Genomic DNA, 15,138 nt, shown 5'->3' with positions numbered 1-15,138 from the left:
GCCGGTCGCTGAGCTCGTCGAAGGGCGGGGTCAGTTCGCGTCACGCTCGGCGTCCCGGGCCGCAGCGCAGCTCCCGCAGAGCCCGAAGATGTCGACGACGTGCTCGGCGTCGCGGAATCCGTGGCGCTCTGCCGTGCGCTTGGCCCACTGCTCGACGTCGGTCGCCTCGATCTCGACGGTCAGCCCGCAGGAGCGGCAGATCAGATGGTGGTGGTGGCCGGTGCTCGTGCACGCGCGGTAGAGCGCCTCGCCCTCGGGGCTCTGCAGCGAGTCGGCGTCGCCCTGGGCGGCGAGCCCGGCGAGGGTGCGGTAGACGGTCGCCAGCCCGATGCCGGTGTTCTCGTCGCGGAGGGTGGCGTGCAGCGACTGGGCGCTCACGAAGCCACGGGCGTCCGAGAGCGCTTCGCGCACGCGTTCGCGCTGCCACGTGTTGCGCTGGACCATGGCGGCGAGTCTACCGACGGGTCCTGGACGTCGGCCGGGCGCCTCCCGCGATCATGCTGTCGCCCGCGTGACGCGGTCGCGGCGAACGCCGATCACCCGGCACACCACGTAGATCGCGAAAGAGATGGTCGTGATGTACGGGCTCACGGGCAGCGTCCCCATGATCGCGAGCAGGATGCCGCCGACCGCCGACACGAAGCCGAACAGCGCCGACAGCAGCGGCACCGACAGCGGGCCCGAGGCGATCCTCACCGCCGCGGCGGCGGGGGTGACGAGGAGGGCCATCACCAGCAGCGCGCCGATGATGTGCACCGCGACGGCCACGATGAGCCCGAGAAGCAGCATGAAGGCGAGCGAGACCGCCGTGGTCGGCACGCCCCGCGCCGCCGCCGACTGCGGGTCCAGCGAGTCGAACCGCAGCGGACGCCAGATGAGCAGCACGCCGACCAGCACGATCGCGCCGATGCCGATCAGCCAGCCGAGCTGCCCCGTCTGCACCGACACGATCTGGCCGGTGAGCAGGCTGAACCGGTTGGCGCTGCGCCCGTCGTAGAGCGAGAGGAACAGGATGCCGAGACCCAGTCCGAACGGCATCAGCACGCCGATGATCGAGTTGCGGTCGCGCGCCTTCGCACCCAGCACGCCGATGATCGCGGCCGCGACGAGCGAGCCGATGATCGATCCCGTCACGACGTCCCAGCCGATGAGCAGCGCAGCCGCAGCGCCGGCGAACGACAGCTCGCTGATGCCGTGGACGGCGAACGCCATGTCGCGCTGGATGACGAACACGCCCACCAGCCCGCCGACGAGCCCCAGCACCGCTCCCGCCCACACGGAGTTCGACACCAGGGCGAGGATCTCGCCGTAGTACGGCAGGCCGCCGAACATCGCGTCCGCGATGTCGTTCCAGTTCACGCGGCGCCTCCGCTCATTCGTGCACCGCGCCCTCGTGGTGGTGGTGCGACGCCTCGGCGTCGGGTGCCCCGACCACCACGAGCCGGTCGCCGGCGCGCAGCACGAACACGTGCGCGCCGTAGAGCGCGGTGAGCACGTCGGAGCGGAGCACCTCCTGCGGCGTCCCCAGCGTGAAGCGGCCGTTCGCGATGTACAGGATGCGGTCGACCTTGCCCAGGAGCGGGTTGATGTCGTGCGTCACAAGCACGACTGCGGCGTCCTTCTCGCGGCGATGCCGGTCGATGAGGCCGATGACGGCCTGCTGGTTCGCGAGGTCGAGGCTCGTGAGCGGCTCGTCGCAGAGCAGCAGCGGCGGGTCGTCGGCGAGCGCCTGGCCGGCGCGCAGGCGCTGCTGCTCACCGCCCGACAGCTGCCCGACCGGCCGGTCGGCGAATTCGCGCGCCCCGACGGCGTCGATGAGGGCGTCGACGCGGGCGCGATCGCCGCGGCGCGGGATCGGCAGTCCGAAACGATGGCCGTCGACACCGAGGGTCACGAGGTCGCGGCCCCGCAGCGAGGTGTCGCGCGGCAGAGGCCGCGCCTGCGGGATGTAGCCGATGCGGCGGTTGCCGTGGCTCTCGACCGGCGCACCCTCGACGGTGATCTCGCCGCGGGAGAGCGGCTCGAGGCCGAGGATCGCCCGCAGCAGCGTCGTCTTGCCCGACCCGCTGGGTCCGAGCACGGCCACCAGCTCTCCGGCGCGCACGTCGAGGTCGAGGCCGGCCCAGAGCTCGCGGTCCCCGCGCTGCAGCGCGGCGTCCCTGATGCTCAGCACCACCCGCCCGTCGCGGAGCGCCGACGCCGGTGTCACGCCTGCAGCGCCGTACTCAGCGCCTCGATGTTCGCCTGCATCCACGAGATGTAAGTCTCCCCCTCGGGAAGCGTTTCCGAAAACGCGATCACCGGGATGCCGAGGCCGTCGGCCTCGCCGACGATCTCCTGCGTCTCCGCCCCACCGGTCTGCGTGTTCGTGATGACGACGCTCACTCCGCCGTCGCGCACGAGCGCCAGGGATTCGAGGAGGGTCGCGGGTGCGACGTCCTGCCCCTCTTCGACCGCCTCGCTGAACGCCTCGGGGGTCGCATTCTCGAGTCCGGCGGCATCGGTGAGGTACACCGGCACCGGCTCGGTCACGAAGACCTTCTCGCCGCCATGCGCAGCGCCGATGTCGCCGAGCGAGGCCTCGAGCTTCTCGACCTCGGTGCCGAAGGCCTCGGCGTTTGCGATGAACGTGTCGGCGTCGTCCGGGCTCAGCCGACCCAGCTCGTCGGCGATTGCGGAGGCGACGTGCGCGATGGTGTGCGGGTCGTACCAGAGGTGCTCGTTGAAGCCCTCGACATGGTCGTGGTCGTGGTCGTGCTCGTGGTCCGCCTCGTCGGCGTGGTCGTCGCCGCCTTCGGTGGCGGTGTCGTCGGTGGCGGTGTCGTCGGGCGCGGCATCCGTCTCTTCGGTGTCGGCCTCGTCCGCGGCGGGCGGGTCGGCGTGCCCGGGGTTGTCGGGCCAGTCGTGCGAGTACTCGACAGCGGTGATGACCGGGGCGTCCGTGCCGCTGGACTCGATGAGCGCGTCGACGAAGGCGTCGTAGCCGCCGCCGTTCTCGATGACGAGGTCGGCCTTCGACACCGCGAGCTGGTCCCGGGCGCTGGGCTCGAACGAATGCGGGTCTTGCGACTCGTTGGTGACGATGGAGGTGACGTCGACCAGGTCACCGCCGACCTCGGCGGCGATCTGCCCGTAGACGTTGGTCGACGCGACGACCGAGAGCCGGCCGTCGTCGGCGGCGTCCTCGCCAGCTGCGGTGCCCGCGCATCCCGCGAGGACGAGGGCGGATGCCGCCGTCAGGCCGAGCACAGGCAGGGAGTGTCGCAACCAGGTCATGTCAGCGACTCTAACGCTAATGAGAATCGTTCTCAAATCTTCGGTCTTCCCGCGGAATGCGGCGCGGGGCGAGGCGAGGTAGCTTCCGGCGTCCGCCCCGTCAACCCCGGCGGACCGACGCGGGAGCCGACTTACCGTGGCCGGCATGTCCGATGCCGCCCTCTTCGCCGCACTGCCCTGCCGGCGGCAGCTCGCGGTGACATGGGGCATCCCGGATCGCTACGGCGGCATGACGGCGGCCCTGCTCCACCGTTCGCGACTGTTCGCCCGCGCCGGTGCCACCGTCGACGTCGTGACGTTCGACCCACGGCCCGACTATCCGGCGGTCCGCGCCCTCCTCGAGGAGCGCGGCGAGCTCGCGGGCGGGGTCGGGCTCCGCAACATCTACGAGGACTTCCGTGCCGGCATCCGCACCTCCAGGACACCGCCGTCCGGCCGCGCGGCGACAGACTTCACCGGCCGCCCCCCAGACGACGTGGACACCGCCGCGACCGGCTCGACGCGGCGCTGGATCGACGATGGCGTCGTCACGCGCGTAGAGCACCTCAGAGTCGACGGCAGCCTCGCGGTGCTCGAGGAGCTGCCGCATCCGGATGCCCCGACCCGCGCCGTGACCGCGTTCGACGCCCACGGTCGCCCGACCGCGAGCTGGCCGTCGCTGCGGCGCTTCCGCTTCGCCTGGCTCGACGCCGTCATCGCGGGCGAGCCGACGGTGGCGGTCGTCGACAGCAAGGTCGCCGCCCGGTCGCTGCAGCACTACCGTCGCGCGCATGTCACCCGCATCCACCTGGTGCACGGCGCGCACCACGACGGCGCAGGCCGTCTGACGGCGTCGCGGCGCGAGCTGTTCGAGCACCTCGATCGCTGGGACGCGGTCGGCTTCCTCACCGAGCGTCAGCAGGCCGCCGCCATCGCGCAGCTCGGTGACACCGGAGGCCTGCACGTCGTGCACAATGCGGTGACCGTGCCGGAGCGGATGCCGGAACTGCCGCCCGACCGCCTCCACGGGGTGATCGCGTGCCGCCTCAGCAGCCTCAAGCGGGTCGACCACGCCCTCGAGGTCATCGTGCGCGTCCGTGCGGGCGGGGTGCCGGTCACCGCAGAGATCGTCGGCGACGGACCGGCGCGGCCGCGCCTCGAGAAGGAGGCGGTGCGGCTCGGACTCGCTGACGCCGTGCGGTTCTCGGGCTACCTGCCGAACGCCGCCGGGCACTTCGCCCGCGGCGCCTGGACGCTCCTGACCAGCAGGTCCGAGGGCGAGTCGCTCTCGCTCCTCGAAGCGATGGGCTCCGGCTGCGTGCCGGTGGCGTACGACATCCCGTACGGTCCGGCCGAAGTCATCCGCAGCGGGCGCACGGGTCACCTCGTTCCCGACGGCGACATCGACGCTGCGGCGGCAGCGCTCACCGCGCTGTGCGGGCTCGGCGACGACGCGTACGCCGCGGTGCGGCGGAACGCGCGGCGCGTGGCTCAGGGCTACAGCGACGAAGCGGTGCTGGCACGCTGGGCGGAGGTGCAGCAGGCCGCGGTCGACCGGCACGCCGAGACCGAGCGCCGCACCCGCCGGTCGATCCTGCGCCGCGCGGTGGGCCGCGCCGTGCGGGTCAGTCGAGGAGCAGTGCGGGCTCTTCGAGGATCGACGCCACATCGGCGATGAAGCGCGACATCCCGTCGCCGTCGACCACGCGGTGATCGAACGACCCGGCAACGGTGGTCACCCAGCGCGGCCGGACCTCGCCGTCGACGACCCACGGCTTCTGCCGGATCGTTCCGAGCGCCACGATGCCGGCCTCGCCGGGGTTGATGATCGGGGTTCCGGCGTCCATGCCGAAGACGCCGATGTTGGTGATCGTGATCGTGCCGCCGTGCTGGTCGGCCGGGGTGGTCTTGCCCTCGCGTGCCGTCAGCGTGAGCTTCTCGAGCGCCCGGGCCAGCTCCCGCATCGACAGGTCCTGCGCGTCCTTGATGTTCGGCACCAGGAGGCCGCGCGGCGTCGCCGCGGCGATGCCGAGGTTGACGTACCGTCGCACGCGGATCTCGGCGCCGCCTTCGGCGTCGACCCATGCGGCGTTGACCATGGGCGTGCGCCGCGCCGCCCAGATCACCGCGCGCGCCATGATCAAGAGCGGCGAGACCTTCGTGTCGGCGAAGTCCGGCGAGGTCTTGAGACGCTTGACGAGCTCCATCGTGCGGGTGGCGTCGACATCGGTCCACACCGAGACATGCGGGGCCGAGTACGCCGACTGCACCATCGCCGACGAGGTGGCCTTGCGCACACCGCGGACGGCGATGGTCTCCTCGCGACCGGCGGCGTCGGGGGCGGGCGTCGACGGTGCGACCTCGGCGGGGCCGGGCGTCGACCGCTCCGCCGGCGCCGACGCGGCGACCGGAATGGTCTCCTCCCGCACGTCGCCCCACTCGGGCGTCTCGATGTTGCGGAACACGCTGGCCTGCGACGCGTGCCGCACGACATCCTCGCGGGTGACCTCGCCGGCGGGTCCGCTCGGCGCCACGGCCGACAGCTCCACCCCGAGGTCGCGCGCGAGCTTGCGGATGGGCGGCTTGGCGATGATGCCGACGGATGCCGCGACGCGCTCCGCTGCGGGAACGGCGGCCTTGCGCCGCCGTGACTGCACCTGCCCGCCGGTGCCGTACCCGACGAGCACCGCTCCCTCGCCCTCGGCCGGCTCGGCGGGCTGTCCGTGCTCGGACTGTCCGACCGTGGCCGGGGGTGCGGCATCCGTGGCGGAGGCGATCGTGATGATCGCCGTGCCGACGTTCACCGTCGCCCCCTCAGCGGCGAGCAGTTCGCCGACGGTGCCGGCGAACGGCGAGGGCAGCTCGACCAGTGACTTGGCGGTCTCGATCTCGACGAGCACGTCGTTGACGGCGACGCTGTCGCCCGGGCCGACGCGCCACTGCACGATCTCGGCTTCGGTGAGGCCTTCGCCGACATCGGGGAGAACGAACGTCTGGGTGCTCATGTCTTGTCCTTTCGAGCGCCGCCCGACCGGTGCGGGAAACAGGGACGCACGGATCAGTAGGCGAGGGACCGGTCGACGGCCTCGAGGATGCGGTCGGCGTCGGGCAGGAAGACGCCTTCGAGCTTGGCCGGAGGGAAGGGAGCGTCGAAGCCCGACACGCGGAGCACGGGGGCCTCGAGAGCGTAGAACGCGCGCTCCATCACGGTCGCGGCGACCTCCGAGCCGAGCGACGTGAAGCCCGGGGCCTCCTGCGCATAGACCATGCGGCCGGTGCGGCGCACCGATTCGAGGATCGGGCCGTAGTCGACGGGCGACAACGAGCGCAGGTCGACGACCTCGATGCTGGTGCCCTCGGCCTCGGCGAGCACGGCGGCCTGCAGCATCGTCGTGACCATGGCGCCGTGACCGACGAGGGTGACGTCGGTGCCGCGGCGGACGATGCGCGACGCGTGGAGCGGCAGGGCGCGGGCGGAGGTGTCGACCTCGCCCTTCTGCCAGTACTTGCTCTTCGGCTCGAGGAAGATGACGGGGTCGGCCGAGGCGATCGCGTCCTGGATCATCCAGTACCCGTCGTTCGGCGTCGAGGGGCTGACGACCCGGAGGCCCGGTGTGTGCGTGAAGTACGCCTCCGGGCTCTCCTGGTGGTGCTCGATGGCGCCGATGTGTCCGCCGTACGGGATGCGGATCACGACGGGCATCTGCACCGCGCCCTCGAGGCGGTTCGTGATCTTTGCGAGCTGCGAGGTGATCTGGTCGAACGCGGGGAAGACGAACCCGTCGAACTGGATCTCGACCACGGGACGGAATCCGGCGAGCGCCAGGCCGATCGCGGTGCCGACGAGTCCGGACTCGGCGAGCGGGCTGTCGATCACGCGGCGCTCGCCGAACTCGGCCTGCAGCCCCTCGGTGATGCGGAAGACGCCACCGAGCTTGCCGATGTCCTCGCCCATGAGCAGCACACGGTCGCTGCCGGCCAGAGACGCCCGCAGACCGGCGTTGATGGCGCGGCTGAGCGGCATCGTCGCGATCGCGGCCGCCGCCTCCGCCGTCACGGGCGCGCTGGTGCCCGCGGATCCGGCCTCGGCCGCCACCGGCTGCGGGGCGGCGCCCGCCTGCGGAGCCGCTCCCGGCTGTTGGTCGGTTCCCGGCTGCTGAGCCGGTCGAAGCACGGTCACGATGCGCCTCCCTCGAACGATGCTTCGTATCCGGCGAGCCACTGCCGCTGCTCGTCCATGAGCGGATGGGGCTCCGAGTACACGTGCGCGAACATGTCGTCACGCTCGAGTCCGCCCAGCGCGTTGGTGCGGGTGCGGATGTCGTCGGCGAGAGCGTCCGCCTCGGCATCCACGTCGGCGAAGAACGACTCCGACGCGCCCCGCGCGAGCAGGAAGGCCTTCATGCGCGCGAGCGGATCGCGGCGGCGCCACGCCTCCTCCTCGCTGGACGGCCGGTACTTCGTGGGGTCGTCGCTCGTCGTGTGCGCGCCGAGCCGGTAGGTCATGGCCTCGATGGCCTGCGGTCCGCGGCCCGCGCGCGCCTCGTCGAGCGCCGCTCGCGTGACGGCCCAGCTCGCGAGGACGTCGTTGCCGTCGATCAGTGCGCTGGGCATCCCGTACCCCTCGCCGCGCTTGTACAGCGGCGAGCGCGACTGGGTCGAGACGGGCACCGAGATGGCCCACTGGTTGTTCTGCAGGAAGAAGACCTCGGGGGTCTGATAGCTCGCGGCGAAGACCATCGCCTCGTGCACGTCGCCCTGGCTCGACGCGCCGTCGCCGTAGTAGACGATGACGGCCTCGTCGCGGTCGGGGTCGCCGGTGCCGCACCGGTCGTCGAAGACCAGCCCCATGCCGAACCCGGTCGCGTGCAGCGTCTGCGAGCCGAGGACGAGCGTGTAGATGTGGGTGTTGCCGTTCTTCGGGTCCGTCGGGTCCCACCCGCCGTGCGTCAGTCCGCGCATCACGCGGATGATGTCGATCGGGTCGACGCCGCGGATCTTCGTCACGACGTGCTCGCGGTAGGACGGGAAGATGTGGTCCTGCGGCCGGGCCGCCCGGGCGGAGCCGACCTGTGCGGCCTCCTGGCCGTAGCTCGGCGGCCAGAGGGCGAGCTGTCCCTGACGCTGGAGGTTCGTCGCCTGCACGTCGAACGCGCGGATGACGGCCATGTCGCGGTAGAACGTCTCGAGGTCGGCGTCGCTCAGCGCGTCGACCGCGGTGCGGTATCGCTCGGCGGCGGGGGTCGGGGCGAAAGTGCCGTCCGCTTCCAGGAAGCGGATCAGTGCGGGGTCTTCGGGCACGGTGATTTCCGAAGGTGCCGTGGCGCCAGTCGTCACCAAGTCTTCAGGCGGGGTCACCGTTCTACGCTAGCCCGCACTCCTGGGTGCCCTTCCGGGAGGTTCTTCACAACGGATGCTGCGATCCCTAGGACCTTCTCGACAGATTCCTCTTCGCCGACGGAGATCCGGATGCCGTCGCCGGCGAACGGACGCACGATCAGGCCCGCTTCCTCGAAGGCGGCGGCGAAGGCCGCGGTCTCGGCACCGGCGGGCAGCCACACGAAATTGCCCTGCGCCTCCGGGACGTTCCAGCCTGCCTGGCGGAGGCCGTCCGCGAGCCGGTCGCGACGCTCGGCGATCACGCGGACGCGCTCCAGCAGCTCGGTCTCGGCGTCGAGGCTCGCGAGCGCGGCCTCCTCGGCGTGGGCGGTGACGGACAGCGGGATCGCGGTGCTGCGGGCCGCGTCGAGGACGCGCGGATGGCCGACGGCGTAGCCGACCCGGAGGGCTGCGAGCCCGTAGGCCTTCGAGAAGGTGCGGAGCACCACGACGTTGGCATGTCCGCCGCTCGCGAGCACCCGGGCGCCGTCGACGGCGTCGGGGTCGGTGACGAACTCGGAGTACGCCTCGTCGAGGATCACCAGCACGTCGGCGGGCACGCGGGCGACGAACCCGTCGAACTCGGCCTGGGTGACGATGGGGCCGGTCGGGTTGTTGGGGCTGCACACGATGATGGCGCGCGTGCGCTCGGTGATGGCGGCCGCCATCGCGTCGAGGTCGTGGCGGGCCCCCGTGGCCAGCGGCACCTGCACGGCGGTGGCGCCGGCGACGACCGCGAGCCAGGGATAGGCCTCGAACGAGCGCCACGCGTAGATGACCTCGTCGCCGGGGCCCGATGTCGCCAGCACGAGCTGGGCGAGGATCGAGACGCTGCCGGCGCCGACGTGGATCGCGTCGACATCGACGGCGAAGCGCTCGGCGAGGCGCTCGCGCAGCCGCGCGGCACTGGCGTCCGGATACCTGTTGAGCGCCGTCGCGGCCTGGACGCGCTCGAGCACGCCCGGCAGCGGGTCGAACGGGTTCTCGTTGCTCGACAGCTTGAACGCCTCGGCGCCGGCCTGCCGGCCCTGCTTGTACGGCGGCAGCGCGGCGACCTCGGGGCGCACGCGGACGGGGATCTCGGGAGCGTCGGTCACGGTCCCGAGTCTACGAGCGGGAGCCGGGCCGCGTCTCGGGCCGTGATTCTCATTGGCCGGGACCGAGGGGCGTGGAAGACTGGGCGGACTATGGGCTTCCTCATCCGCGTCGTCATCAACGCGTTCGCGATCTGGGTCGTCACCCTGATCCCGGCGCTCCAGGTCACCGTCGTGGCGTTCCCGCCGGGCGAGACGCTTCAGCTGGTGCTGACGCTGCTCATCGTCGCGGCGATCTTCGCCCTCGTGAACACGATCATCGGCACCGTCATCAAGGTGCTGGCGTTCCCGCTCTACATCCTGACGCTGGGGCTGATCGGCCTGCTCATCAACGCGTTCCTGCTGTGGCTCACGGCATGGCTCACGCACTGGTGGAACTGGGGCCTGCGGGTCGAGGACTTCTGGTGGGGCGTCGTCGCGGCGGTCATCATCACCCTCATCAACTGGATCTTCGGCATCATCCTGCGACCCCGCAAGGACTGACTCAGCCCGCATCGCGCTTCGCCCCGTACTCGGTGACCTCGACGGCGTCTGCGCGCGCGAGGTCGTCGAACACGTGGCGCAGGCCGTCGACACGGGGATCGGACGAGCGGTCGACGAGCGCCGCCGTCTCGGCATACGCCGTCAGCCGGTGCGCGGGCAGCCCCACCTCGTCGAGCCCGACGTCGGGGTCGGAGACCCGCTCGACGATGAAGCTGCCTGGCGCGCCGACGGGCTGACCATGCCCGCCGCCGGCGAGCCCCGCGACGGGATCGTCGGCGTGGCGCACCGACACGCTCAGCGTCCCCGGTCCGACGTCGGCATCGACGGGCGAGCCCAGCGACACGAGCGTCTGGGCGTCGTAGGGACCCTCGAGTGCCACGTGCGACCCGATCATCGCCCCCTGCGAGAACCCGAACACGTGGATCGCCTCGCCCGGCTGCGCCCCGGCCGCCGCGAGCGCCGCCTCGGTGGCGGCGTACGAGTCCGACATCCGCCCCGCGTAGAGCTCCACGTTCGACGCGTTGTCCCAGGCGTCGTCGCCGCCCATCGCGCCCGACTGCATGCCGGCGATGTACACGGCGTACTGTCGGGAGCCGTCCGGCATCGTGTACCGCTCGATCCGAACCCGCGAGTCGCCCCCACCCGGAATCCGCGCGGTCGCCGCCGCCAGGCTCTGCGGCGCGATCGAGGCCGGCGAGCTCGCCGAGCGCGGAGGGGCGGCACCGCCCGGACCGGTGGCACCCGAGGTAACCGCGGCACCCGCGGCACCGGCGGCACCAGCGATGCCGGCGGCTGCGACCCCGACAGCCCCCGCTGCACTGGCAGGCGCTGCCGGCGCCACCGGGATCAGCGTCACCGGCCCTGCAGCGCCCGAGAGGCGCGCCTCCCGCGGGAGCCTTCCCGTGCCTGCCAGGCCGACGGCCACTGCGCCGCCCAGGGTGAGCAGTCCCGAGCCGGCGCCCGCCACGATGGCGCCGGGGTCGTTGATCTCGCTGCCCACACCCACGCCCCAGTGGGTCGCCTGCCGCACGAGCTCGGACGGCCACAGAACGCCGTACCCGAACTCCGCGCCGAGCGCCATCCGCCAGGCGTCGGGATGCCGCTCGACCAGCGCGGTCATCCGCGCGTCGAGGCGGTCCGCGCGGGCGCCCTCCCCGGCGAGGACGGCGGCCCGGTGCTCGGCCTGGATCTCCACCATCTCGTATGCGTACGCCGCCTCGCGCAGGGCACCGGCGATCCCCTGGGACTCCTCCTGCACCGCGTTCAGCTTCGCGGCGAGGGCGGAGGCCGCCGCCCGGGCGTCGTCCGTGTGCGCGGGCAGCGTCCGCAGCACGGCCTGCAGCGCGCGCACGCGGTCGGCGATGGCGGCGAGCTCCTCGCGTGCGGCATCGAAGCGCACGGCCGCCGCGGACAGGGTCGCCGTGTCCACCGCCACCGCGCCGCCGCTGCGGATCTGCAGGCCGTCGTCGACACGCGGCCAGTGGTCGGCGAACAGGCCGATGAGTCCTTCGCTCGCGCCGAGCCGTCCGGGATCGCGGATGAGCTCAGGCGCCGGCAGGCCGCCTCCCGCGGACCCGTCCTCGTAGGCGACGGCGGGCATGAGCAGGTCGTTCCGGGATGACGGGTCCGCCGGCAGGCCGCTCTCGGCGGACCCGTCCTCGCGGGCGACGGCGGGTGTGAGCGGGTCGTTCGCGGACGATGGGTCGCTCATCGCCCCGCTCCGGGCAGCACGCCGGTAAGGGACTCCGCGAACGCTGCGCGCTCGCGGGCGCGGGCGACGTCGTGCCGTACGGTCTCGGCCAGGCAGGTGAGCCCCGACACATCGCCCGCCCATGCGGCGGCCCGGTCGTGGAAGGCCGTGGCGGCCTTCGCCTGCCAGTCGACGGCGTCGGCGAGTCCACGGGCGAGGAGCGCGGCATCCGTGATCCGTTCGAGGAGGCGTGAGAGCTCGCGCACGGTCTCGGCCAGTTGATGAGACGCCGCATCGGCGACCGGGGGAACGAGAGTCACCCGTCGATCGTGCTCCGCGACGGACAGGTCCGGACCGGGTGGGGCGGGGGTCCGTGGAGAACAGCGTCCCGCCGCCGCATGGGGAGGAGGGGCGCCGCTCCGCATCGGAACGACGCCCCCCCGGGTATCGAGAGCTCGAGAGCCCTACTTGCCCACGACCACCTCGACCGTGTCGGTCGCGGTGTTGCCCGCGGCATCCGTCGCGGTCCAGGTGAAGCGGTACACCGCGCCCTTGACCGCTTTGACACGGAAGGTGTCGTCGTCGAGCTGCTCCCAGTCCGCCTTCGACGAACCCGTCGCCGTGACGTCCGTGAGCTCGACCGTCACATCGTCGCCGCTGTCGTCCGCGGCGTCGATCGTGAAATCGACCGTGCGCATCTTGCCGTTCGGCGGGAACACGGTCGACGGGTCCGCGGTCACCTCGATGGTCGGATCAGTCGTGTCCGGCGGGGTGAGGTTCAGCCCCACGATGACCGGGTCGTGGTCGCTCGAGCGGTACGGGTCGGGCGCCCACAGGGCGTCCTGCGCCGGGAGCTTGAACGACGTGTCGTAGTCGATGAGGCTCGGCTCGTCGGCGTTGATGTGCCACGCCGACACGCCCGACACATCGGCCAGCAGCGCCGGCTGTGCGAGGGCGTAGTCGAGGTAGCCCAGCTGCCCGTCGAACACGTACGAGTACGCGTGCTCGCCGTTGAACTGCTTCTCCAGGTCGGTGAAGCCGCCCGCGACGAACGCGTCGATCGAGTCCTCGTGGTCGTACGAGTTCAGGTCGCCGATCACGATCGCCCGGCCGTCCGGCGCCACCGTTGTGTTCAGCCAGGTCGTGAGAGCCTTCGCGGCGGCCGTGCGCACGGCGCTGCAGTTGCCCTGCCCGTCACCGAGGTCGGGGCTCTCGGCGCAGGCCGAGCCCTTCGACTTGAGGTGGTTCACCGACACCACGAACTCCTCGCCCGTCTCGGTGGAGGCGAACCGCTGGGTGAGGCCCGGACGGTTGCGCTCGTCCGACCAGGTCGAGTCGACCGCGCTCGTCATCAGCAGGTGCGCGCCCACGGGTGCAACCGACGCGGGCTTGTAGATGATCGCCGTCGTGATGGCATCCGTGCCGATGACGCCGGTGGTGACGGGCACGTACGTGCCCGCGCCGACCTTCGCGTTCAGTGCGTCGGCGAGCGCCTGCACCGCCGTGCCGTTGTTCTCGATCTCGAGCAGTCCGAAGACGTCCGCGTCGATCTCGGCGAGCGCCGAGACGATCTTGTCCTGCTGGCGCTGGAACTCCTCGGCCGTGTCGGCACCGCGGTAGTAGCTGTCGTCGCCCGAGTTGGCCGGGGTCGGATCGATCGAGGTGAAGTAGTTCAGCACGTTGAAGCTCGAGATCTTCAGGTCGCCGCCCACGTCGGGCACGTCCGGACGCGGATTGCCGACGGTGAAGTCGGCACCCTCGGTCGGCTGCACGCCCCACGCGTCGAAGCGGTAGTCCAGCACGCCGGTGGCGTTCTGGACGAGGTCGCCGCTGCGGAACGAGTGGGCCAGCGTGAAGACCTCACCGTCGGGGTGGATCGCCGGGTCGGGGTTCTGCGTGCCCCGGCCGTCGTCGAGCGTGATGCTGTTCTCGACGTTGGCGGCGGCCAGCGCGACGGCTGCCGCGCCCGGCTCGACGACCGCGGTGGGAGTGTCGAGGCGGCCGTTGGTCAGCGTGATCGTGCCGAAGCGCCCGTACTCGAACGTCTCGCCGATCGCGAGCTGCTGTGGGAGCGTCACGTACATGCCCTCGAGCGCTTCGCGCTGGGTGGCGGATGCCGGGAGCGTGAGCGGCGTCGGCTCGGGGATGGTCGCGCCGCCGAAGCAGACCTCCATGTCGGCTGCGACGATCTCGGTGAGGCCGAACTGCTCCTTCACCGCGCCCGCGACGCTGACGTTGTCGCCCACGTTCACCGCAGCACCACCCGGCGCGTAGACGAAGATGCCGTCGGATGTCGCGGAGTCGCCGTCTCCGGCATCCTGCACGTAGTAGCCGTCGTAGCCGCCGGACTGGAAGTCGCCCACGACGACGCCCTTGATCAGCACGTCCTGTCCCGGGATCGGCGACGCCGCCCCGGAGCCCTGCACCGACCCGATGGTCACCGGGGTGGCCGCGCAGTCGGCGACGGGATCCGGATCGGGTTCGGGGTCGGTCCCGTGCGAACCCAGGCCGTCGAACGTGTTGCTCGCGTACCCCGTCCACTCGAGGGCGGGGTCGAACGGGTTCGTTCCGTCGGCGTCGCCCACGACGACGGCCACGTTGCGGCGCAGCGTGTTGTCGGCGGTCGACGTGAGGCCGCTGCCCCACTCGGCGCCCGGGTCCACGCCGATCTGGCCGATGACGTCGACGACGACGTCGCCCCTGACCAGCGCGATGGCGTCATCGCCGTTCCACAGACTGGCGGTGGTGGTCTGATCGGCCTGGGCGGTGATCGCTGGGTCCACAGGAGTCGCCGTGGAGTTCCGCTGAGCGAGGACGAACACGTCCCCCGGGGCGGCTGTGCCGGTCAGAGGGATCGTGCTCGCCGTGGTGGAGCCGTTGAAGTAGAGCTTCAACGAGTAGCCGGCCGCGGCGAGATCCACGGCGGCTGTCGACGGGTTGTACAGCTCGATCGCCTTGTTGAACGAGCTGCCCTCGACGTACTCGCTGATGAGCAGATCTCCGGGTGCCGCGGCCGCGGGTGCGGCGAACGCCACCACGCCCGCCGCGGCGAGCGTGAGGGCCGCTACGGCGGCGGTGAGTCTGCGGGGTGATGGGGACACGGGACCTCCACGTGAGGACGGCGGTCGGTGGACCGCGCAAGGGGATCGCGGGCAGGCCGGTCGCCTCCCCGCTCGTCACAAGCTAGGGGAGCGGCATCCTCCGATGGAAGCCCTCGTGAGGAGAGATCCTTAACGT

General features: G+C 71.7%; 13 protein-coding genes. 2 read left to right on the top strand and 11 right to left on the bottom strand.

The window, feature by feature from the left end:
* Nucleotides 1–30: 30 nt before the first annotated feature.
* From Q9R08_RS03430 to Q9R08_RS03415, 4 genes are read right to left on the bottom strand one after another with little or no spacing between them, the layout of a single operon-like run.
* Nucleotides 31–444, bottom strand: a complete 414-nt coding sequence (locus tag Q9R08_RS03430; RefSeq protein ID WP_308866422.1) for a Fur family transcriptional regulator — start codon at nucleotides 442–444, stop codon at nucleotides 31–33.
* 51 nt (nucleotides 445–495) lie between these two features.
* Nucleotides 496–1,359 carry a metal ABC transporter permease gene (locus tag Q9R08_RS03425; RefSeq protein ID WP_308866421.1) on the bottom strand — a complete coding sequence of 288 codons (864 nt, stop codon included), beginning with the start codon at nucleotides 1,357–1,359 and terminating at the stop codon, nucleotides 496–498.
* 13 nt (nucleotides 1,360–1,372) lie between these two features.
* Complete coding sequence (locus Q9R08_RS03420) at nucleotides 1,373–2,173, bottom strand: metal ABC transporter ATP-binding protein (RefSeq protein ID WP_308866420.1); 801 nt, start codon at nucleotides 2,171–2,173, stop codon at nucleotides 1,373–1,375.
* 32 nt (nucleotides 2,174–2,205) lie between these two features.
* Complete coding sequence (locus Q9R08_RS03415; RefSeq protein ID WP_308866419.1) at nucleotides 2,206–3,276, bottom strand: metal ABC transporter solute-binding protein, Zn/Mn family; 1,071 nt, start codon at nucleotides 3,274–3,276, stop codon at nucleotides 2,206–2,208.
* A 145-nt stretch (nucleotides 3,277–3,421) separates the two neighbouring features.
* Between Q9R08_RS03415 and Q9R08_RS03410 the strand changes: the two genes are divergently transcribed.
* Complete coding sequence (locus Q9R08_RS03410; protein WP_308866418.1) at nucleotides 3,422–4,933, top strand: glycosyltransferase; 1,512 nt, start codon at nucleotides 3,422–3,424, stop codon at nucleotides 4,931–4,933.
* Here the strand turns inward: Q9R08_RS03410 and Q9R08_RS03405 are convergent.
* The 4 genes from Q9R08_RS03405 to Q9R08_RS03390 all read right to left on the bottom strand — a co-directional run bounded on the left by Q9R08_RS03405 (nucleotide 4,881) and on the right by Q9R08_RS03390 (nucleotide 9,731).
* Nucleotides 4,881–6,260 (bottom strand): dihydrolipoamide acetyltransferase family protein, encoded by a 1,380-nt coding sequence (locus Q9R08_RS03405; RefSeq protein ID WP_308866417.1) that lies wholly within the window; start codon nucleotides 6,258–6,260, stop codon nucleotides 4,881–4,883. The two genes, Q9R08_RS03410 and Q9R08_RS03405, sit on opposite strands and share 53 nt — an antisense overlap.
* Before the next feature lie 53 nt (nucleotides 6,261–6,313).
* The gene (locus Q9R08_RS03400; protein ID WP_308866653.1) at nucleotides 6,314–7,279 is read right to left on the bottom strand and encodes an alpha-ketoacid dehydrogenase subunit beta; all 966 of its coding nucleotides are present in this window, start codon (nucleotides 7,277–7,279) and stop codon (nucleotides 6,314–6,316) included.
* Between the two features lie 152 nt (nucleotides 7,280–7,431).
* The gene (locus tag Q9R08_RS03395) at nucleotides 7,432–8,562 is read right to left on the bottom strand and encodes a thiamine pyrophosphate-dependent enzyme (protein ID WP_308866652.1); all 1,131 of its coding nucleotides are present in this window, start codon (nucleotides 8,560–8,562) and stop codon (nucleotides 7,432–7,434) included.
* Between the two features lie 47 nt (nucleotides 8,563–8,609).
* Nucleotides 8,610–9,731, bottom strand: a complete 1,122-nt coding sequence (locus tag Q9R08_RS03390; protein WP_308866416.1) for a histidinol-phosphate transaminase — start codon at nucleotides 9,729–9,731, stop codon at nucleotides 8,610–8,612.
* Nucleotides 9,732–9,821: 90 nt separating this feature from the next.
* Between Q9R08_RS03390 and Q9R08_RS03385 the strand changes: the two genes are divergently transcribed.
* Nucleotides 9,822–10,211 (top strand): phage holin family protein, encoded by a 390-nt coding sequence (locus Q9R08_RS03385; RefSeq protein WP_308866415.1) that lies wholly within the window; start codon nucleotides 9,822–9,824, stop codon nucleotides 10,209–10,211.
* Nucleotide 10,212: 1 nt separating this feature from the next.
* Here Q9R08_RS03385 and Q9R08_RS03380 read toward each other — a convergent pair whose 3' ends face one another.
* The 3 genes from Q9R08_RS03380 to Q9R08_RS03370 form a co-directional block, all read right to left on the bottom strand.
* Nucleotides 10,213–11,922 (bottom strand): hypothetical protein, encoded by a 1,710-nt coding sequence (locus Q9R08_RS03380; protein ID WP_308866414.1) that lies wholly within the window; start codon nucleotides 11,920–11,922, stop codon nucleotides 10,213–10,215.
* Nucleotides 11,919–12,221 carry a hypothetical protein gene (locus Q9R08_RS03375; RefSeq protein WP_308866413.1) on the bottom strand — a complete coding sequence of 101 codons (303 nt, stop codon included), beginning with the start codon at nucleotides 12,219–12,221 and terminating at the stop codon, nucleotides 11,919–11,921. Before Q9R08_RS03375 ends, Q9R08_RS03380 begins: the two co-directional genes overlap by 4 nt.
* A 144-nt stretch (nucleotides 12,222–12,365) precedes the next feature.
* On the bottom strand, nucleotides 12,366–15,002 hold the full coding sequence (locus Q9R08_RS03370) for an ExeM/NucH family extracellular endonuclease (RefSeq protein WP_308866412.1): 2,637 nt from the start codon (nucleotides 15,000–15,002) through the stop codon (nucleotides 12,366–12,368).
* Nucleotides 15,003–15,138 lie beyond the last annotated feature (136 nt).

Origin of the sequence: Microbacterium psychrotolerans (genome assembly GCF_031085295.1) — a bacterium.
In the GTDB taxonomy this organism is placed as follows: Bacteria; Actinomycetota; Actinomycetes; order Actinomycetales; family Microbacteriaceae; genus Microbacterium; species Microbacterium psychrotolerans.
Note: the sequence above shows the minus strand (reverse complement) of the source record. Positions and strands in the feature narration are given on the sequence as shown.